Source organism: Devosia sp. (genome assembly GCF_028290625.1).
GTDB lineage: Bacteria > Pseudomonadota > Alphaproteobacteria > Rhizobiales > Devosiaceae > Devosia.
In genome coordinates, this window is sequence record NZ_JAQGJM010000015.1 from 1 (window position 1) to 18,673 (window position 18,673).

Genomic DNA, 18,673 nt, shown 5'->3' on the forward strand with positions numbered 1-18,673 from the left:
AGAATATGCTCTTCCGAGAAGTCGAAGGCCACCTTGCGGATGCCCCCCTTGCTCTGAATCACCACGGCTTCGCGCTCGGCGGCGGTGAAGGTGACCGCCTCCCCGAAGCGGCTTTCGCAGCGATGGAACTCACCACCATAGATGTCGGCGTGATCGAAGACGTTGATGCCCACATCGCGGGCAGTAGCTGCCGCGAGGCTCAGGTTCCATACCTGATATTATGCGAATCCGGCCTGTCGGTTGTGTGAAGGGATCACGCCGGGTCTCATACGATCGCGAAAGACCGTGCTGTCAGCGTAGCGCCGTGCGGTCCTTGCGGCTCAGAGCTGCCTCCAGGGCCATGGAGCCCAAAGCCTTTGCGGTATCCGGGCGCCTGGGGGCGGCGGTCTCGGCTGCGTCGTCGTGGACGACGTCGTCATCATCGGTTTCGATAGTCAGGTCAGGCATGGCAAAGCAACTCCGGGCGTCGGATCGACATGCCCAAGGCAGCCGATCCGTGCGGATGAATGGGGATTGAAGCGGGACGGATCGCCTTAGGCGGCGATCAGGGCCGACGTGCGCGGGTCGTAGCCGCCGTGCGGATCGATGAACTGCCAGCTGTCCACGGTACGTCCCTTAGAGCCAGCACAGAACAACGTTACCGCACTGCAGGAGGCGAACACCAAATCGCGCGTGACGGTGTAACTGGCGCCATCGACCGCCGGCGCCAACAAGCCGCCATGCAACCAGGCGGCGCGCAGGAAGCGGGTGGTGGAGTTGGCGCTCGGCGCGGTGTCGATGCGGATGTCCGAACCGGCCAGCAGCAGCCAGCGGTCCGGGGCCTGCTTAGCCATCAAGGCGACGAGCCCGCGCCCAAAGCTGAGTTCAAGGATGTCGCCCTTTGGAGCACTGTCGAAAGGCCGCAGCGCGCCGAGCCGGCGGGGTTCGGCGCGCGGGCCGGCCAGCACGGCACGGGTGTTGCCTGCCACGAACAACAGTCCCCGCTGGCGCAGTGCCAGCACGACGGCGGCCAGCATGGCGTCCAGTGCTTCGTAGCGCTCGGGATCCACGCCGGCACCATCCGGACAGCTATTGAGCAGCATCCGTTCACCACTAGCGGCGAGGCGCGACCAGAGCATGCGCTCGAGCGCCCTGGCGTCGTCCAGCGTCAGGCCATTATTGCGGTCGACGACAGCAACGACGGTCTGGACCTCGATCGCCTGGCGGCCGTTGGCGATGCGATTGGCCACATCACTGGCCATGCCGACATAGGCCGCCTCGGGATTAAGCAGGATATAGACCCCAGGGCGATGCAGGCCACCGAGGCGGTCGAAAGCACGACGATCGGCGCCGGAGCCGACAATGACGCGCGCCGACAAAGGACTGACTGCTACCTCTTCGAGACCAAGGGGGAGCGTGTTCAAGCGCTCGCTCAGGTCGAGCGGCTGGGGTTCGTTCGGTTCGGCCGCCGCTGCAGGATCATCGTCTAGGGTCAGGCCTGGCCGGCGGACGATCGTCTGGGCATCCAGGACGCCACAGACCTGAGCAACCAGAATGCCGGCCGACACCAGCGCCATGATGGCCCCGACCGGATCGCAGTGGCCGGGCAGTTCCGCCACGATATCGGCGACGGTGGCGCTACCGGTCTCGTCGACGATCGACAGGATCTGGACCTGGGTCGAGGCCGACAGCAGCGCATGCTGGACCAGCCCGGCGACAATGGTCGGTGTCTCGACAGGGAAAGAATGGGAATTGGGGTTGCTCGGCGCATGGGCGCCGGTAGAAGAATAGATAGCCATGTTGACCTCTGTTTGCGCAGGGTTTGCGTGGTCAGGCTGGCGGGGGCGTTGGAAGCGCCGCCGTCGGCCGCTTGTTGGAAGCAAGCAGTCCTGACCACTCAGACCGGAATCGGCCTGACACACCTAAAATGCGGATCCTTTCGGCGCTTGCAACCACTGGATCAAGTTATGTCGATCACGTGGTTAACGGTGAGCAAGCGGCCCTGCGGCTCCCATCCGAGCGGGTTCGTCGACTAGCGGCATCGATATAGTCTCCGCTCGTAAATAGAATGCAGCCTACTTTATTCCCGGCGCAGGCCGACGCGGCCACCTGCATCGATCTATGCTGGCAGCCCTGCTACTGTAAGGGACTTCAAATTAAAGGATCGATCAATGCCGTCTCTACGCGGTCTCGAGCACTTTCTGTCCCTTGTGACGATCTGGATCCTCCGGGACAAATTTCCGCTCGCGTGCCTGTCATTGGGAGCCATGCTTGCTTCCTCGGGCCTGCTGCAGCTCGTGTGGCCGCTGCTTCAGACCTACCTCCATCAGCCGGCCCACCCGATCGCCGTCGGTCCGATCGATGACCTGATCCGCGGCTTCGGAGTGGTCATGATGCTGATCGCGGTCGCGATGTGGCTGCGAAACCGCCTGACCAAGGATCTCGAAATAACCAACCAGTTGCAGAAAGATTTTTTGGCAGGACGATCGAGCCTCGAGCCGGGACAGTTGCAGAATGAGTTCAAGATAGCCTATGGCTTTGGTGTCCCATTGCCGCAACTGAGGGCCCTGCTCGATCATCCCGAAAATCCGGAAGGCTTGCTCACCGCCTATCCGAGGGCAGGTAGGCTTCTGTCATGGGACGGGAATTGGTTCGTTGCCGCTCGGCGGCCGCTTCCCATAGGGATAGCATTGGACCTGTTCTCCTTGGTCATCGTCGTATTGATGTCCGCTTCGTACATTATCTCGATGCTCTATTTCGGGCTTGGCGACTACGGAAAGATGCCTTTCGGATTCCTCGCCATCGCACTTGCCTGCATTGCAGCATTCATTTTCTCAAACCGGTGGATAGGTGAGGAGTCCAGTGCGGCGTATGTCGCTGAGGCCGGCGGCGGTCGACATGGTATCACGCGGGCGACGAAGGCAGCGCCAGATACGCCAACCCGGTAGCTTTGCCACCAAGCCTGCTTCACACCCCGCGTCCGCTGACATAAAACGGGCGTCCACCCCCATTACGCCGTCGCACTGGGAAGTCCCCTGAGCATAACAGCTGATACAGTTCCCGCCGCTTCAAGCGCTCGACTATGGAGTCCTGGAAGGCGAATAGAAGCTCAGGATATGGGTGTCAGCCAGGTCATTGAGGAACCGGTCCATCTTCCCTGGAAAGGAACAAACAGGGATTACAATTTTGGCTGTAGGGCCATTCTGGACGCCTGGCGTGCCCTGACCAGTTCGACCATATCCGGCGATGCCCTGACGGTCTTCTTGATCGACCAGGCGGCGCTGCGGGGCGCGTAGGATTTGCGGGCGGTATGGATCGAACCCTGGCCGGCAAAAGCTGCAACTTCCTCTGCTGACCCCGACCCCTTCAAATTGGCAATCGCCTGATGGCGGGTCGTATAAAGCGAAAACGGTTCGATTCCAGCACTCTTGCAAGCACGGCGCAGCCTGGCGCCGAGACTGTCGATAAGCGCTGGAACATTGCCTTGAGCCGCCGTTTCCAGATCGGCAATCAGCGTGCACAGGCTCTCGATCTGCCCGTCGGGCAACCCTTCCAGCTCCAGTTCTCGGGTCTCGGACAACGCCCGCCCGTTTGTGGCTTTGGCTGTCTGGACGACCAGATAGATTTCGCCAACCTCGGCGCCAGAATACTCAGAGGGCCGCAGACCGAAGACGACATTGTTGATCAGAAGGCGGAGCAGCAGCATGTCCCCCGCCCGTCCCCGTTTACGCAGTGCCTCGCCGACGGCGCGCAGTTCGCTGGCGCACATCGACTTACGCTTCTTGGCCGAAGTGCGTTTCTCTGCACCCCGCTTCCGAGGCGCCGGACGATGCGTCAATCGCTCTCGACAGGCCAAGACCTGCTTGTCATCCAGCTCTCCCAACTCTTCCGCAAAATCGATAGCCATTGCCAACGCGGCGCTATATTGGCGAAGGGTGGCCGGGCTAAACTCCTCATGCGCGAGCGCCAAGCAGTCGATGGTGTCGAACAGGCTGACTCCACACCCCATGTCCTCCGATGCCCTCCTCCGCAGCATCGCAACACGCTCGCGATAAAGCGCCTCGGTCGATGGTTCCCTGGTAACCTCCAACCCCAATGCATCTACCCGAATTATCATTTGATTTCCCCGTTACTCGACGCTTTCCATCACCCCATGAGGTGTGTCGCGACAATGATCCAGAGGCTGGCAAGAAAGAAATCAGAGAAGGTCGGCGCATCGGATAGCTGGGGCGGGTAACACCTATTCCTTGCGAGGTAACACATTTCCCGCAGCGCGCTGCATTGCCGGAAAAGTGTTGCTAGAGCCAGACTTTGCGTTACCTCAATTTAGCGCGCGATGAAGACCCATCGTTGCGTCCCCAATCAGCCGCCGATCCTGAAGCGAAGCTGGTCGAACCATGCCAATTCTTCGGCCGTCGACCGCTAGACTCTTTCGCAGAACTTGCGTCCTCGGCGTCTCCCGCGCTTGCTCCACGGCCGATTATCAACGCGAACTCCACGTGTCACTGTTCATCGGGCGATAGCGGGCGCGGGCATTATTGCACAGGGTATTGTGACTTTCGGCAGCCGCCCGATCCTGGAGTCTGACAACGCTCCCAGGCGATAAACGTGATACGGATTTACTTCACCCGCCGGCAGGTCGCAGAACCACACCGCGCGCGGCCAGTGTCCCGGACCACTCCTGAAGGTATCTTCTCGTTGGGACTAGCTTGGCGAGTTCCTCAGCTCGCCCACGCCGGAGATGATAAGGCTCCTCAAATCTTCTGACCAAGCCATCGCGCTTCCCCTCGCCACGTCAGCAGACTTATCCACAGATTCAGGCGATCAGAACGGATGGCTTCGCTAAGGGCGTCCCAAGCGCGTCCCAGTCGAAACTGGAGGTAGAGGATAAAACAAAAAACCCCCGGTTTCCCGAGGGTTTGGAATGGTAGCGAAGCCCAGATTTGAACTGGGGACACACGGATTATGATTCCGCTGCTCTAACCAACTGAGCTACTCCGCTCCAGGAACCGGATTCGGCGAACCGAATGGTCATGCGCCTAGAGAGCGCGCCGACTTATTAAATTTGTGATGCGGCACTGTCAAGCGCAAGGCGCCACTCGATCACTTCTTTGCACCGACCTACAGGCCGAATTCACCAGTATGCTGGATTTCTTGTTACGTCGTGGCGCATTGATGTTCAATAATCCGCAACAGCTCGTCGCAATTGGCCCGCTTCTGCCACCGTGGCCGTTACCCTACATCTTGGGCAACGACGCAACGCGCCAACCCAGGAGACCGATATGACCCTGCAACTCTCAGGCATCCACCACCTCACCGCCGTCACCGCCGATGCCCCCCAGAACCTCAAGTTCTATACCCAGACCCTGGGCATGCGGCTGATCAAGAAGACCGTCAACCAGGACCAGACCGAGGCCTATCACCTGTTCTATGGCGATGGCGTTGCCTCGCCCGGCGCTGATCTGACTTTCTTCGACTTTGACGCGGCCCCAGAGAAGCGCGGCAACCATACGGTCAGCCGGACGGGTCTGCGCGTCGATAGCGAGGACACGTTGAACTGGTGGAAGAACCATTTGCAGACCAACAATGTCGGCACGGGCGCCATCAAGGAGCGCGCTGGCCACCTGTCGCTCGATTTCGAGGATTTCGAGGGCCAGCGCTTCCGCATGGTCACCGATAGCGCCAATAAGGTCATTCCCTGGGCCAAGTCCCCGGTGCCGGCCGACAAGCAGATCATCGGCCTGGGACCCATCACCCTGGCGGTGCCGGCTCTGGAGCGTACCGAGGTGGTGCTGACCCAGGTGATGAACATGCGCAAGGTGCGCACCTATCCGGCCACCAGCACATTGGGTGAAACCCATGTGTTCGAAATGGGCGAAGGCGGTCCTGCCGCGGAGGTCCATGTGGTGGTTGATCCGGCCCAGCCGGCGGCCCGTCCGGGCGCTGGTGGCGTGCATCACGTGGCCTTCCGCACGCCGGACCAGGACACGCTGCGCCAGTGGATCGCCCGCGTTAGCCAGGCTGGCCTGCGTTCCAGCGGGGAAGTCGAACGGTTCTATTTCACGTCGCTGTACTTCCGCGAGCCAAACGGCATCCTGTTCGAAATCGCCACCGACGTCCCCGGCTTTGCGGCCGACGAGCCGATGGAGACCCTAGGCGAAAAACTGTCACTGCCGCCGTTTCTCGAGAGCCGCCGCGCCAGCATCGAGGCTAACCTCAAGCCGCTCGCCTAGGCTACAGGCAAAGACCATCGGAAAAACTGTGGCCGCCGGGAAACTCCCGGCGGCCTAATGCCGTTCTTTCACCGTTAATTAGCGTTTCTGGCCGGTAGATTGATGTTTCCCCGGCGGTTGGTCCGAGAAGTTTTAGCGCATGCCAAACGACGATCCGATCTCCCCGCAAATCCTGTCCAGCATGCTGATGCGCATGTTTGAGTTCGCGCCCGTGGCAATGGCCATCACCACGAGCGACCGGGTCAATTCGCGCTATGTAAAAGTCAACGACGCCTATCTGAAGCTCACCGGGCTCAAATGGGCCGATATCCGCGATCGGGAACTGGCGGCATCGGGAGCCGCCATCAACAGCCCGGCCCGCGACGAGCGTCGGCGGCTGCTCGATGTCGAGGGCGCCTATCAATCCCAGGAAGTCGACATCAAGCGTGCCGACGGGACGGTCATTCCAACCCTGATCTCGGCGCAGCGCACTGAAGTGGGCGATCGCTCATATGACGTCGAGATTCTGATCGACATCTCCGCGCGGGCAAACCTGCAGCGCGAACTCGACCAGGCCCTGATCAAGGCGGCGCGCACCGACGCGCTGACTGGCCTGCCCAACCGGTCCGCCTATGACGCCTATATCGCAGGCTGCATCGCCCAGCAGGACCATTCCAGGACGGCGCTGATGCTGGCCTTCATCGACCTCAACAGCTTCAAGCGCATCAACGATACGCTGGGCCATGCGATTGGCGACAAGGTGCTCCAGACTGTAGCGCAGCGCCTGCGCGACGGCTGCCGCGCTGGCGATTTCGTGGCGCGCCTGGGTGGCGATGAGTTCATCGTCGTGCTGCCAATTCCCCAGGAAAACCTGGCGGCGGCCTTTCCGGCGTTTCAGCGCATGATGGAGGCCGTCTTCACGCCAATGGACCTGGAAGGGCGGCGTCTGAACATCGGGGCCGCTATCGGCACGGCGTGCCTCGACATCAAAACCGACACGGCGGAGACCCTGCTCAACCGCGCCGACCAGTGCATGTATGAGGCCAAATCGACCGGCGGCATGCTCCACATCGTCGTGGACGATTTCCTGCGTTCGCTCCGTCGGCCTGACAAATAACGCGAGAGCCCCCGGTTGGTGCCGAGGGCCCTGTTCATGTTCGTGACTGGCTGCTGACGCTACGGCCTATGGGGCGGCGGGTGCATCGGCCTTGGGCTTCGCCGCCTCGTCGGGCCTGAGCAACGAGGCCGTCTTGATCAGGCCCATGAATTCGGCGCGATAGCCGCTTGTGTCGGCGCCGCGCCCGGTCTGCGCCAGCATGGCGATATCGCTCCAGCTCATCGCGCCACCATAGTTGGAGCCCTTGAGCTTCTGCCCGAAGGCGGCGACGGCGGCGGCGAACTTCATGTCGGGGTTGACCGCATCGATATCGCCATAGACCACGCTGGGCGTGACCGGCACTTCGAGCAACTGGCTGACATCCTCATTCGGCAGCTTGTAGCGCATCTTGAGGAAGGCGAGTTCGGTGGGTGCATTCATGGTCGCCACCGCCAGTGACGGGTCCGTCGGCGCGCCGTAGCGCAGCGGATCGACCAGGTTGGCGTCCGAGCCGGCTGGAGTGATCTCGTAGATCGCCGTGACGGTGTGGCCCGCCCCGATATCGCCGGCATCGACGGTGTCGTTGTTGAAATCCTCGCGGTTGAGGGCGCGGGTTTCGTAGCCGATCAGCCGGTATTCGCTGACCATGGCTGGATTGAATTCGACCTGGATTTTGACGTCCTTGGCGATCATGTCGAGCGTCGAGCCGCCCTCTTCCACCAGCACCTTCTGGGCCTCGCGGAAGTTGTCGATATAGCTGGCATTGCCGTTACCGTTCTGGGCCAGGGCCTGCATCGTCGCATCATCGAGATTGCCACGGCCAAAGCCGAGAACGGAGAGAGTGACGCCGCCTTCGCGCTTGGCCTTGATAAAGGTCTCAAGGTCATCGGGATTGTCGATCCCGACATTGAAATCGCCATCGGTGGCCAGGATCACCCGGTTGGTGCCATCGGTGACCTTGGCCTGCTCGGCCAGCTTGTAGGCCAGCTCGATGCCCTCGGCGCCGGCCGTGCTGCCGCCTGCCGCGAGATTATCGAGAGCGGCCAGGATTTTGGCCTTGTCGTCCGCCTTGGTGGGCTCCAGCACCACGCCGGCCGAGCCCGCATAGGTGACAATGGAGACCGTGTCCTTGGCCGAAAGCTGGTCGACCAGCAACGCAAAGGCGCGCTTCAGCAGCGGCAGCTTATTGGGTTCGTCCATCGAGCCGGAGGTGTCGATGAGGAACACGAGGTTGCTGGGCTTGTCCTCGCCGGCTGGCGGCACATAGCCCTTGATGCCGATATGCAGGAGCTGCGTCTTGGGGTTCCACGGCGTTGGGAACACCGCCATGGTGGGCTTAAACGGCACCGCGGCGCTATCGGCCGGGGCGTAGTCATAGGGGAAATAATTGATCAGCTCTTCCAGCCGCACGGCGTCGGGCTCGGGCACATAGCCGTCGTCCAGCATGGAGCGGACGTAAGAATAGCTGGCGGTATCGACATCGATCGAGAAGGTCGAGACCGACTCGTCGGCCACCACCTTGAGGCGCGATTCATCGAATTGGGTGAATTCGTCGCCGCTGGGTTCCGTCGCGGTCTGTGCCGGCGTTGCGTAGAAATCGCCTTCTGGCGCGATGATCCCGGCAGACGGGGCCGAATTGCTCTGCATCCGGCTTAGCGTCCCGCCCACGACGGGAGAGGGAGGCGGGGGCGCCATTTCGCTTTGGACCGCCTGCGTGGACATGGCCGCGCTGTCCTGGGCCAAGGGCTCGGGACGTGCGACGGGCGGCTGGGCCGGCGCTGCTGTCGTTGTGGCAGAAGCGGTTGGGGCCGTCTCAGCCATGGGCGCCGTCACATCATTGAGTTCCGCCGGTGCCTCGGCGCGATCCTCGCCGGCCAGGGGCTTTTGTGCGTCAGCGTCTTTCATCGCTGGTGTGCCGGGCTGCGGGTTGACCGGCAGCGTTGTCGGCGGCGGGGTCAGTTTCGGCGGCGCCGAGACTTGCGAGGTGGTATCGACCTGGAGCCGGTCGGCCGGGCTCATCGCGGTGGAATTGTAGAGCTGATAGCCGAGCGGGAGCAGCAGTAAGGCGATCGCGGCGGTGCCAATGGGGAGACGCATGTCCATGATCGATTTCCCTTTCAAGGAAGTGATGATGGAACTGAGACGGCTGGGCCGGCGAACTCCTTGGGGTGCGGTTGCATTATTTTTCGCGGTTTCGGTTTTGGCGGCTTCAAAGGCCATGCGGCTGGCCGCCAAGGCGCGCTGGCGCGCGGCCTCGGATGGTGCCGGCGCCTTGATATCCTTCAGCGCTTTGAAGCCGTCGTTCATGTCATCGCTCATAACAAACCCCTCAGGGTCTTTTTCGCCTCGTGGATGTGCCAGGACACGGTGGCTTCCCTGCAGCCCATGATTTCGCCCGCTGCCGCGTGGCTCAGCTCTTCAGCATAAACCAGCAGCACCGCATCGCGTTGCTGCCCCGGCAGGCGCCGCACCGCATCCCAGAGCTGGCGACTGGTTGCGGCTTCTTCCTGCTCCGGCGGGCTATCCTCGGGGCTGACCTCTGCCAGAGCGTCATTGCCGCGATTGGCCCGGCCGCGCGCCCGCTGCATGTCGCGCACGGCGTTGAGCGTGATCCGGTAGAGCCAGCTGCCAAACGCGGAGCGTCCGTCAAAACTCTTGATGACGCTGCCCAGCTTGACGCAGACATCCTGCGCTATGTCCTCGGCATCGCTGCGATGGCCGCTCCATTTATAGGCCGTGCGGTAGATCAGGTCGTAGTGGGCCTCGATCAAGGTGGCGAAGGCCGCGCTGTCGCCCTTTTGCGCACGCGCCACCAGCGCCCGAACCTGCGTCGTGGCGTCGGCGATCGGTGGTGCGGCAGACAGTCCCATCACCTCGGCATACACTCTGCTGGCCTTAACCTGGCGTCCCTTATAGTGCTAAGACGCCACGGCTCACCCATTCCTTGGGTGCATTCCAAAGAATTATTGAGGCGCCGCTATGAGCCCCCTGAACAGCAATCGCCTCGTCCTGCTGATTTTCATCGTGCTGGGGATCATCACCATCGGCGCCACGCTGGTGTCGAACTTCGGCATGTGGGGGTATTACGACCGCACCGAAGCGCAGGAACACATCGCGCCAGAGGATGCGATACCGCTGCCGAAGCCATTGCCGGGGCAGCAGGCGCCGGCTCCCGCACAGTAGCCCCCCTCACCCGCCCTCCGGGCACCCTCTCCCACGAGGGGAGAGGGGTGGCTCAGTGGTTACGGCAGGAGCTGAGTTCCCCTTCTCCCCTCGTGGGAGAAGGTGGCGCGCAGCGCCGGATGAGGGGGACTAGGCCGCGAAAACCTGCGGCACGGCTTCGGCGATGAAGCCGCCGCCCCAGACTTCGGAAGTAGCCGAGTCATCGGCGTAGAACACGCAGGCCTGGCCTGGCGAGATGCCGTATTCGCCGGACACTAGTGTCACGAACACGTCGCCATCGCGCTGCTGGATCACGGCGGGCTGCGGGCCGCGTGTGGAGCGGACCTTGACCTCGAGCGGCGCGCCATTGCCGGAGGATAGTTCCGCCAGCGGCGTTCCGCCGAGCCAGTTTACGTCGCGCAGGCGCACGGTATGGGTCTTGAGCGCCTCGCGCGGGCCCACGATGACGCGGCCGGTCTTGTGCTCCAGCTTGATGACGTAGAGCGGCTCGGCCGCCGCGACGCCCAGGCCCTTGCGCTGGCCGATGGTGTAATTGACGATGCCCTCATGGGTGCCGAGCACACGGCCATCGAGATGGACGATCTCGCCGGTCGCTACCGCCTCGGGATGCATCTTGCGGATGATGTCGGCGTATTTGCCCTGCGGCACGAAGCAGATGTCCTGGCTGTCATGCTTTTCGGCGATTTCGAGGCCCATTTCACGCGCGAGTTCGCGCACTTCGGCCTTGCCCATACCGCCCAGTGGGAAGCGCAGGTAATCGAGCTGGTCCTGGGTGGTGGCGAACAGGAAATAGGTCTGGTCGCGTTCCGCGTCGACCGGCCGGAACAACTGGCGGCGACCGTCTTCTCCGAGCTTGGACTGCACATAATGCCCCGTCGCCAGCGCGTCGGCGCCGAGATCCTGCGCCACGGCCATCAGGTCGACGAACTTGACCGACTGGTTGCAGGCGATGCACGGCACCGGGGTTTCGCCCTGCTGATAGGCATTGGCGAAGGGCTGCATCACCGCCTTCTTGAAGCGCTCCTCGTAGTCGAGCACGTAATGGGGGATGCCCAGCGTGGCGGCGACGCGGCGTGCATCGTGGATGTCCTGCCCGGCGCAGCAGGCGCCCTTGCGGAACGTGGCCTCGCCATGATCGTAAAGCTGGAGGGTAACGCCCACCACGTCATAGCCCTGGCGGGCCAAGAGGCCGGCGACGACCGAAGAATCCACGCCCCCCGACATCGCGACGACGACGCGCGTGTCTTCGGGACGCTTGGCAATATCAAGCGAGTTCAACATTTTCCTATATGTATCCGGTTGGGTTCAAGGGCCAGCGGATAGCTGTGGCGGCGCTTTTACGCCTTTCGCCCCGCCCCCGCAACCACCCGGCAACTTTTGCCGTTTGGCGATCATTTGCTGCCGCTTGCGCGCAGGCCTGCAGCCACTCCCATCGAGCGCCTGTTCAACAAACCACTGATAATGAACCAAATTTCTGAGGTCTGCCGACTTGGCAAGGTGCTTGCATTGTCTGGTTTGGATTAGTCTCAGTAAAGGCCGCTATAGTGGCAAGTCATCTCACCGTTACCACCGCCGCCAATCCTGGGGTCGCCGTCAAAGGCCTCAATGCGCAGGCTAGCGCCACCGCGCCCGCCAACGACGTGTTTGCCGCCCTGCTTGGCGACAACCCGCCGGTCGAGGCAACCAACGAGCCAGCCAAGGCCGCTACGGTAGCGCTCGCTGCCGGTGGCCTGGTCGAACTGGCGCTCGGCCAGGACGGCGGGACCGGTGAAAAGCCCGACGAAACGCCGGACCCGGTCGCCGTCCCCGTCGATGCAGTGGTGCCGATACAGCAGCCGGTCTCGCCCCAGACCCTGCTCGCCGGCATCATCGATGGCCTGACCGCTTTGCGCGCCGCAGCGCAGAACGGGCAAGTGCCCTCTGCCGACGATCTGACCAAGCTCAACCAGAGCCTCCAAGCGCTGGCCGATGCCCTGGGCCTGTCGCTCGACGATCTACCCAGCATGGATGACCTGGCCGCGATGGCGGCCAAGCCGCTGGCGCCGGGCGCAACGCTGGAAGACCAGTTGATCGCGACGCTGGCCCCGATGACCCAGGGCGTGCTGGCAGACGCCACCAAGACCGCTGCCACCGATCCCGCAATGGCCGACCAGCTCAAGGCGATCGGCGACAAGCTTGCCGCCTTGCTCAAGGGCCTCAATGGCGGCGCTGTCGACCTCGACGCCATGGCGGGCAATGATGAAAAGGCGCCGCTCGACCCTGACCTGCAGGCGGCTCTCGACCGCCTGCTCAAGCCCGCCGCCGCAACGATCGCGGCAGCCACCAAGGAGCCGGTGTTTACCGCGCCGAAGCTCGAAATCACCGAACCGGTCCTGGCCGGCAAGCCGGCGGAAGTGATCACGGCCAAGGCTGCCGAAACGACCTCGGCGACCACCCCGTCGACCAGCACGGCCGAGCCCACCCTCAAGGCCGACGGCAGCGCTTCCAGCGCCAGCGACAAGGCCGACCAGCCCGACAAGCCCAAGGACTCCAAGATCGACGCACCGGCGACGGCCGCGGCCAAGGCTGCCGACGCTGCGCCCGATGTTGCTGCCGCCCAGGCCACGGTCCACACCGCCGCGCGTATCGAGGCGGCGCCCGGTCCACGCCCGGTGATCGCCGGCTACCAGACCAGCCAGCAGCAGCTCAACCTGCCCCAGATCGCCTTCGAGCTAGTGCGCCAGGTCAATGACGGCAATTCGCGCTTCCAGATGCGGCTCGACCCCCCCGAATTGGGCAAGATCGACGTGCGGGTCGATATCGACCGCACCGGCCAGGTCACAGCAAGGCTGACCGTGGAAAAGGCCGAAACGCTCGACCTGATGCAGCGTGATCAGCGGGGCCTGGAAAAGGCTTTGCAGCAGGCAGGACTCGACGGCTCCAAGACCAATCTCGAATTCTCGCTGAAGCAGAACCCCTTCAGCGGCCAGCAGGGCCAGGACCAGGGCGGGCGGCAGCCGGCCTTTGGCGGTGACTCCGTCGCCGAAGCCGAAGAGGCGCCGGCTCCCCAGATCAACCTCTACCGCGCGAGCCTGTCGGCGAGCGGCGTCAACATCATCGCCTAGGAGCACACCATGGCAGTCAGTCCCCTCGCCGGCAGCAGCGGCACCAATACCAACGTACCTGCGGTCACCGCACGCGCTGGCATTGCCGACAATTTCGACACCTTCCTCAACATCCTCACCACCCAGCTGAAAAACCAGAACCCGCTGGATCCGATGGATACAAACCAGTTCACCCAGCAATTGGTGCAGTTCACCGGCGTCGAGCAGCAGCTCAAGTCGAACACCTATCTCGAGGCGCTGATGAACGCGAGCCAGCGTTCGACCAATACCGATGCCGTCTCCTATATCGGCAAGGAAGTAACGGCCTCGGGCACGAGCGCCACGCTGAAAGCCGGTGGCGCGTCTTGGGCCTACAACGCCGAGGCCAACGCATCGGATGCCAAGGTCACCATCAAGAACGCGGCGGGCCAGGTGGTCTATTCGGAAACCGGCTCGCTCAATGCCGGCCCCGGCAACTTCCTGTGGGACGGCGTCGGCTCGGATGGTCAGACCAAGCCCGACGGCGTCTATACCATCACCATCGACGGCAAGAACCTCAACGGCAACAACGTCGCCATCAATACCTCCACCGTGGGCGTCGTCTCGGCCGTGGACTTCTCCGGCACCGAGCCGATCCTGACTGTCGGCTCCACCAAGATCCGCCTGTCCGACGTCACCGCCGTCAAGATTCCCGATACCACGCCGCCGCCCGCCGATCCGGATGACGACGCTGCGTGAGACTTGCGACAAGGGCGCCCTGAGGGGCGCCTTTTTTATTGGGTGAACACTCCGTGGTTCGCGGAACCCCCACCCAACCTCCCCCTGGTAGGGGGAGGAGTTCGGCCGGTGGACGCGGGTGGAGGGAATTCCTCCCCTGCCAGGGGAGGCTAGGTGGGGGTGGCGGCTAACCACGATCACCCGACGAGCTTCGGATGCGATGTGTCTGGGGCGCCACAAGTCAGCCAATCCCGGATTCTTCCCCCTGAAATCCCAGATCATTCTTAACCTGTTGTAAGTTTCCCCTTAGTCGAATTTTAAGCCCACTGCCGTACTCTCTCAGCATATGGTCAGGTTGAGTAGAGAGTAAAATGACCGTACAAATGCGACCTCGCGTTAAGTACGTTATCGGGCCGGACGGAAGTCCGCTCACGATTGCAGATCTGCCTCCGAAGAATACTCGGAGATGGGTCATTCGCCGCAAAGCCGAAGTCGTCGCTGCTGTGCGCGGCGGGCTGCTCAGCCTCGAAGAGGCCTGCGCTCGCTACACATTGAGCGTCGATGAATTTCTCAACTGGCAGGCTGCCATCGACAAGCACGGTCTTGCCGGTTTGCGCACCACCTGGATCCAGCACTATCGAGAAGGCTGAGCCAAAGGCTCATCCCAGAAATTCAAAGCCCGCCCTGGCAGAACGCCTGGGCGGGTTTTGCTGTTTAGGGGGGCAGGCCCGATCTTCCAAGCCAAAACCCCTATCCTTCCCGCGGGCTTGACCCGCGGGCCTCGCGCCGCATCTGCGATGTTGATAGCGGCCCGCGGGTCAAGCCCGCGGGAAGATCGGTGGTTTTGGACAGGCCATTGCCTAACCCTTCCCTCAAAGGGGAATGAACTCCACTCAGGGCGTCCCCGCCCCCATCCACTCTTTCCCAGCCTTCCGCTGCTTCAGCCGCTCGTAATATTCCGTCACCGCCGGCAGCGCGATCTTCTTGTCGAACGGCGTCAGGAACCAGCGATGCACCGACAGCCCCATGGCGATATCGGCCAGCGTGAACGCCGGCCCAGCGACAAAACCCTCGCCCTGGGCCAGATGCGCTTCCAATAGCTGCATCTTGACACCCCACTTTGTGATCGACTCGGCAATTTTGGCCTGGTCGTCATAGCCCGGCGTGTGGCGGATCAGCGCATTGACCGCGTAGCCCCAGGACGGATTGAGTTCGGTGGCCTGCCAGCCCAGCCATTGATAGACCCGAGCCCGCATATGGGGCGCCGCGATCCACAGCGTCTCCTGCCCGTAGAGCTCAGCCAGATAGAGCAGGATCGCATTGCTTTCCCAGAGCACGAAATCGCCGTCCAAGATGACCGGCACCTGGCCATTGGGATTGAGCGCCAGGTATTCCGGCACGTTTGGGTCCCGGATCGGCAGGCCCCAATCCTCGCGCTCATAGGCCAGCCCGATCTCGCCCAATGCCCACAAAACCTTGCGCACATTGATCGAGGTCGCGCGGCCCAGCACTCTCAACGTCATATCTTCATCCTTCTCTCATCTTACCCGGCAGTTTTTGCCGGAATTTGCAAACTGCGACAGAACGTTAAGACAATGTTTACCATTCACTAGGTAATTTTTGCCTAACGGCGGATTTGCGCATTCGCGTCGAGATGTCTGTTCGGAATCGAGTATTCGGCTTGGAAAATATAACCAATCTCATCAACCGCATCGGCCTGCCCCGGCTCGCCGCCATGGCCGTTGTAGCAGCCCTCATGCTCGGTTTCTTCGGCTTTCTGGTGATGCGTGCGTCCACGCCCACCCTGGCACCGCTCTACACCGGTCTGTCGCTGGAAGATTCTTCGGCCATCGTCACCGAATTGCAAACCCTCAATGTGCCGTTCGAACTGCGTGGCGAGGGCGACACCATCCTCGTGCCACGCGACCAGATCACCACGCTGCGCATGAACCTGGCCGGCTCGGGCCTGCCCACCAAGGGCCAGGTCGGCTACGAGATTTTCGATCAGCAGGGCACCCTGGGCGCCACCAGCTTCGTGCAGAACATCAACAATGTCCGTGCTCTCGAAGGCGAACTGGCGCGCACCATCGGCTCGCTGGCCCGCATCAAGACCACGCGCGTGCATCTTGTGCTGCCCGAGCGCCAGCTGTTCAGCCGCACCACCAAGGAGCCATCGGCCTCCATCGTGGTCGGCGTGCGCGGTGAATTGTCGGCCGGCGAAATTCGCGCCATCCAGCATCTCGTCGCTTCCGCCATCGAGGGCATGAGCCCCAACCGCGTTTCCATCGTCGACGACGCCGGCACGCTGCTCGCCTCGGGCACCGAAGACGGCGCGACCGGCGCGCTCTCCGGCGAAGCGGCCGAAAAGACCCTCGGCTACGAAACCCGCGTCCGCACCCGCGTCGAGGACATGCTGACCAATGTGGTCGGCGCCGGCCGGGCCCGCGTCGAAGTCACCGCCGAGATCGATTTCAACCGTTCCACCGTCACCTCGGAATCCTTCGATCCCGAAAGCCAGGTGGTGCGTTCGACCCAGACCAGCGAAAGCGAAAACCTCGCCAATGGCACCGATGGCCAGGTCAGCGTCGCCAACGAACTGCCCGGCGCCAGCGGCACTCCTGCGGCTGCCGGTGCAACCGAGAAGGGCACCAGTTCCCAGGAAGTCGTCAACTACGAGATTTCCAAGAAAACCGAAACCGCCGTCACCGAAGCGGGCAATATCAAGCGCCTGTCGGTCGCCGTGGTGGTCGATGGCGTCTATACCACCGACGCTGCGGGCGCCCCGGTCTATACGCCACGCACCGCCGATGAAATCGCCCAGCTCCTGACCCTGGTCCGCTCGGCCGTCGGGTATTCCGAAGCGCGTGGCGACAGTGTCGAAGTGGTCAACATGCAGTTCGCCGATCGGCCCCAGGTGGCTGGCGACGGCACCGACGCTGCCTCCGGCCTCCTCGACTTCACCCGCGACGACATCATGAACGGCGCCCAGATGGCCGTGACCCTGCTGATCGCCCTGGCCTTGGTGTTCTTCGTCATGCGCCCACTGCTCAAGAAGGCGCTGGCCAGCGAAAAGATCGAACCGCTGGCTCTGCCTTCGGGGGCCGAACTGGGCCAGGGCATGCTGACTGCCGGTGGTCAACTGGTGGCTATCGAGCACGCCGACGACGAGCCGCGCGACAAGACCCCCGCCTGGGTCGCCAATGCCAAATCGATGGGCGAAGCCCAGCTCAATACCCTTCGTACCGTCGGTACGCTGGTCGAGGAAAACCCCAAGCAGGCCGCATTGATCGTGCGTGGCTGGCTGAGTAACGCAGCGTAATCATGGCCCTAGTATCCCAATCCGGCAACGCCCTCGAAGTCGCCAAGCCGTCCGGCCAGCTCGTGCTGGGTGGCGACGCCAAGCAGCGCGTCCTCACCGGCGATGAAAAAGCGGCCGCCCTGCTGCTGGCGCTGGGCCCCGAATACGGCAAACCCATTTTCGCCGAACTGGACGAAATCGAGATCAAGGCGCTGTCGCGCGCCATGGTCACCCTGGGACCGATCACCCAGGAAATGCTCGATGACCTGATGATCGAGTTCGTCACGGTGATTTCCTCGAACGGCAATCTGTCGGGCAATTCCGACAGCACCGAGCGCCTGCTGCTTTCGTTCCTGCCGCCCGAGCGGGTGGATTCCATCATGGCCGAAATCCGTGGCCCCGCCGGCCGCGACATGTGGGAAAAGCTCTCCCACGTGCAGGAAGACGTGCTCGCCACCTACCTCAAGAACGAATATCCCCAGACCATCGCCGTGGTCCTATCCAAGATCGCCACCGAGCACGCCAGCAAGGTGCTGGCCGTACTGCCCGATGAGTTGGCGATGGACGTGGTCCAACGCATGCTCGGGCTCGACACGATCCAGAAGGACATTCTCGAAAAGATCGAGAGCACTTTGCGCATCGAATTCATGTCGACGCTCAGCCACACCACGCGCCGCGACAGCCACGAGCAGATGGCCGAAATCTTCAACTCCTTCGATCGCCAGACCGAAGCGCGCTTCCTCACCACACTCGAAGAGAACAATCGCGAGGATGCCGAGCGCATCAAGGCGCTGATGTTCACCTTCGAGGACCTGGGCCGGCTCGAGCCCTCCGCCATCCAGACGCTGCTGCAGCGCATGGAAAAGAAGGAACTGGCCCTGGCCCTCAAAGGCGCCAACGAGACGGTCAAGGATTTCTTCTTCGCCAATATGTCGGCCCGTTCGGCCAAGCTGTTGCGCGACGACATGGAAGACATGGGCGCGGTGCGTCTTAAGGATGTCGACGAGGCGCAGGGCCGCATGGTCTCGACCGCCAAGGACCTCGCCGCCAAGGGCGAGATCGTCATCATGAAATCCAAGTCCGACGATCAGATGGTGGCCTAAAG

17 protein-coding genes and 1 tRNA gene are annotated in these 18,673 nt (G+C 62.6%); 9 read left to right on the top strand and 9 right to left on the bottom strand.

Translation table 11 applies throughout. The annotated features are described in order from the left end of the window. The 3 genes from JWR51_RS08380 to JWR51_RS08390 form a co-directional block, all read right to left on the bottom strand. Positions 1–203: aldo/keto reductase (locus JWR51_RS08380; protein ID WP_299746305.1), on the bottom strand; the 203-nt coding region annotated here is incomplete at its 3' end. Positions 204–291: 88 nt separating this feature from the next. Further along, a complete protein-coding gene (locus JWR51_RS08385) occupies positions 292–447 on the bottom strand; it encodes a hypothetical protein (protein ID WP_299746226.1) in 156 nt (51 codons plus the stop codon). An 86-nt stretch (positions 448–533) separates the two neighbouring features. Next, positions 534–1,778: a hypothetical protein gene (locus JWR51_RS08390; RefSeq protein ID WP_299746229.1), complete on the bottom strand. Its 1,245-nt coding sequence runs from the start codon at positions 1,776–1,778 to the stop codon at positions 534–536. A 372-nt stretch (positions 1,779–2,150) separates the two neighbouring features. On the opposite strand from JWR51_RS08390, the gene JWR51_RS08395 reads away from it, so the two are divergent. Then, positions 2,151–2,927, top strand: coding sequence for a hypothetical protein (locus JWR51_RS08395; RefSeq protein ID WP_299746232.1), 777 nt, complete (start codon positions 2,151–2,153; stop codon positions 2,925–2,927). A 230-nt stretch (positions 2,928–3,157) separates the two neighbouring features. Here JWR51_RS08395 and JWR51_RS08400 read toward each other — a convergent pair whose 3' ends face one another. Further along, the gene (locus JWR51_RS08400) at positions 3,158–4,096 is read right to left on the bottom strand and encodes a hypothetical protein (RefSeq protein WP_299746234.1); all 939 of its coding nucleotides are present in this window, start codon (positions 4,094–4,096) and stop codon (positions 3,158–3,160) included. 808 nt (positions 4,097–4,904) lie between these two features. Next, a tRNA-Met gene (locus tag JWR51_RS08405) sits at positions 4,905–4,981 on the bottom strand. A 280-nt stretch (positions 4,982–5,261) separates the two neighbouring features. On the opposite strand from JWR51_RS08405, the gene JWR51_RS08410 reads away from it, so the two are divergent. Together JWR51_RS08410 and JWR51_RS08415 are read left to right on the top strand one after the other, a co-directional pair. Further along, positions 5,262–6,212 carry a ring-cleaving dioxygenase gene (locus tag JWR51_RS08410; RefSeq protein WP_299746236.1) on the top strand — a complete coding sequence of 317 codons (951 nt, stop codon included), beginning with the start codon at positions 5,262–5,264 and terminating at the stop codon, positions 6,210–6,212. Positions 6,213–6,351: 139 nt separating this feature from the next. Next, positions 6,352–7,308, top strand: coding sequence for a sensor domain-containing diguanylate cyclase (locus JWR51_RS08415; protein WP_299746238.1), 957 nt, complete (start codon positions 6,352–6,354; stop codon positions 7,306–7,308). 66 nt (positions 7,309–7,374) lie between these two features. Here JWR51_RS08415 and JWR51_RS08420 read toward each other — a convergent pair whose 3' ends face one another. Both JWR51_RS08420 and JWR51_RS08425 read right to left on the bottom strand, forming a co-directional pair. Then, positions 7,375–9,390 (bottom strand): VWA domain-containing protein, encoded by a 2,016-nt coding sequence (locus JWR51_RS08420; RefSeq protein ID WP_299746241.1) that lies wholly within the window; start codon positions 9,388–9,390, stop codon positions 7,375–7,377. A 212-nt stretch (positions 9,391–9,602) separates the two neighbouring features. Continuing rightward, complete coding sequence (locus JWR51_RS08425) at positions 9,603–10,157, bottom strand: RNA polymerase sigma factor (protein ID WP_299746244.1); 555 nt, start codon at positions 10,155–10,157, stop codon at positions 9,603–9,605. Positions 10,158–10,266: 109 nt separating this feature from the next. Between JWR51_RS08425 and JWR51_RS08430 the strand changes: the two genes are divergently transcribed. After that, entirely contained in the window at positions 10,267–10,470 is a 204-nt protein-coding gene (locus JWR51_RS08430; protein ID WP_299746247.1) for a hypothetical protein, read from the top strand. 129 nt (positions 10,471–10,599) lie between these two features. Here JWR51_RS08430 and mnmA read toward each other — a convergent pair whose 3' ends face one another. Beyond that, a complete protein-coding gene (mnmA, locus tag JWR51_RS08435; RefSeq protein ID WP_299724980.1) occupies positions 10,600–11,751 on the bottom strand; it encodes a tRNA 2-thiouridine(34) synthase MnmA in 1,152 nt (383 codons plus the stop codon). Between the two features lie 263 nt (positions 11,752–12,014). On the opposite strand from mnmA, the gene JWR51_RS08440 reads away from it, so the two are divergent. The 3 genes from JWR51_RS08440 (at position 12,015) to JWR51_RS08450 (ending at position 14,920) form a co-directional block, all read left to right on the top strand. Continuing rightward, entirely contained in the window at positions 12,015–13,574 is a 1,560-nt protein-coding gene (locus tag JWR51_RS08440) for a flagellar hook-length control protein FliK (RefSeq protein WP_299746250.1), read from the top strand. A gap of 9 nt (positions 13,575–13,583) precedes the next feature. After that, positions 13,584–14,291, top strand: coding sequence for a flagellar hook assembly protein FlgD (locus tag JWR51_RS08445; RefSeq protein ID WP_299746253.1), 708 nt, complete (start codon positions 13,584–13,586; stop codon positions 14,289–14,291). A 350-nt stretch (positions 14,292–14,641) separates the two neighbouring features. Further along, positions 14,642–14,920: a DUF1153 domain-containing protein gene (locus JWR51_RS08450; RefSeq protein ID WP_192658665.1), complete on the top strand. Its 279-nt coding sequence runs from the start codon at positions 14,642–14,644 to the stop codon at positions 14,918–14,920. 243 nt (positions 14,921–15,163) lie between these two features. Here the strand turns inward: JWR51_RS08450 and JWR51_RS08455 are convergent, their stop codons facing one another. Then, the gene (locus JWR51_RS08455) at positions 15,164–15,793 is read right to left on the bottom strand and encodes a glutathione S-transferase family protein (RefSeq protein WP_299746256.1); all 630 of its coding nucleotides are present in this window, start codon (positions 15,791–15,793) and stop codon (positions 15,164–15,166) included. Between the two features lie 158 nt (positions 15,794–15,951). On the opposite strand from JWR51_RS08455, the gene fliF reads away from it, so the two are divergent. Further along, the gene (gene fliF, locus JWR51_RS08460) at positions 15,952–17,589 is read left to right on the top strand and encodes a flagellar basal-body MS-ring/collar protein FliF (protein ID WP_299746259.1); all 1,638 of its coding nucleotides are present in this window, start codon (positions 15,952–15,954) and stop codon (positions 17,587–17,589) included. Between the two features lie 2 nt (positions 17,590–17,591). After that, positions 17,592–18,671, top strand: coding sequence for a flagellar motor switch protein FliG (gene fliG, locus JWR51_RS08465; protein ID WP_299746261.1), 1,080 nt, complete (start codon positions 17,592–17,594; stop codon positions 18,669–18,671). Positions 18,672–18,673 lie beyond the last annotated feature (2 nt).

Bases quoted from the DNA above. Each gene is read 5' to 3' on its own strand.
- JWR51_RS08455 (WP_299746256.1), bottom strand. From the start codon at position 15,793: ATGACGTTGAGAGTGCTGGGCCGCGCGACCTCGATCAATGTGCGCAAG.
- JWR51_RS08425 (WP_299746244.1), bottom strand. From the start codon at position 10,157: ATGGGACTGTCTGCCGCACCACCGATCGCCGACGCCACGACGCAGGTT.
- JWR51_RS08390 (WP_299746229.1), bottom strand. From the start codon at position 1,778: ATGGCTATCTATTCTTCTACCGGCGCCCATGCGCCGAGCAACCCCAAT.
- fliG (WP_299746261.1), top strand. From the start codon at position 17,592: ATGGCCCTAGTATCCCAATCCGGCAACGCCCTCGAAGTCGCCAAGCCG.
- JWR51_RS08385 (WP_299746226.1), bottom strand. From the start codon at position 447: ATGCCTGACCTGACTATCGAAACCGATGATGACGACGTCGTCCACGAC.
- JWR51_RS08415 (WP_299746238.1), top strand. From the start codon at position 6,352: ATGCCAAACGACGATCCGATCTCCCCGCAAATCCTGTCCAGCATGCTG.
- JWR51_RS08420 (WP_299746241.1), bottom strand. From the start codon at position 9,390: ATGGACATGCGTCTCCCCATTGGCACCGCCGCGATCGCCTTACTGCTG.
- JWR51_RS08395 (WP_299746232.1), top strand. From the start codon at position 2,151: ATGCCGTCTCTACGCGGTCTCGAGCACTTTCTGTCCCTTGTGACGATC.
- JWR51_RS08445 (WP_299746253.1), top strand. From the start codon at position 13,584: ATGGCAGTCAGTCCCCTCGCCGGCAGCAGCGGCACCAATACCAACGTA.
- JWR51_RS08410 (WP_299746236.1), top strand. From the start codon at position 5,262: ATGACCCTGCAACTCTCAGGCATCCACCACCTCACCGCCGTCACCGCC.
- JWR51_RS08450 (WP_192658665.1), top strand. From the start codon at position 14,642: ATGACCGTACAAATGCGACCTCGCGTTAAGTACGTTATCGGGCCGGAC.
- mnmA (WP_299724980.1), bottom strand. From the start codon at position 11,751: ATGTTGAACTCGCTTGATATTGCCAAGCGTCCCGAAGACACGCGCGTC.
- JWR51_RS08430 (WP_299746247.1), top strand. From the start codon at position 10,267: ATGAGCCCCCTGAACAGCAATCGCCTCGTCCTGCTGATTTTCATCGTG.
- JWR51_RS08400 (WP_299746234.1), bottom strand. From the start codon at position 4,096: ATGATAATTCGGGTAGATGCATTGGGGTTGGAGGTTACCAGGGAACCA.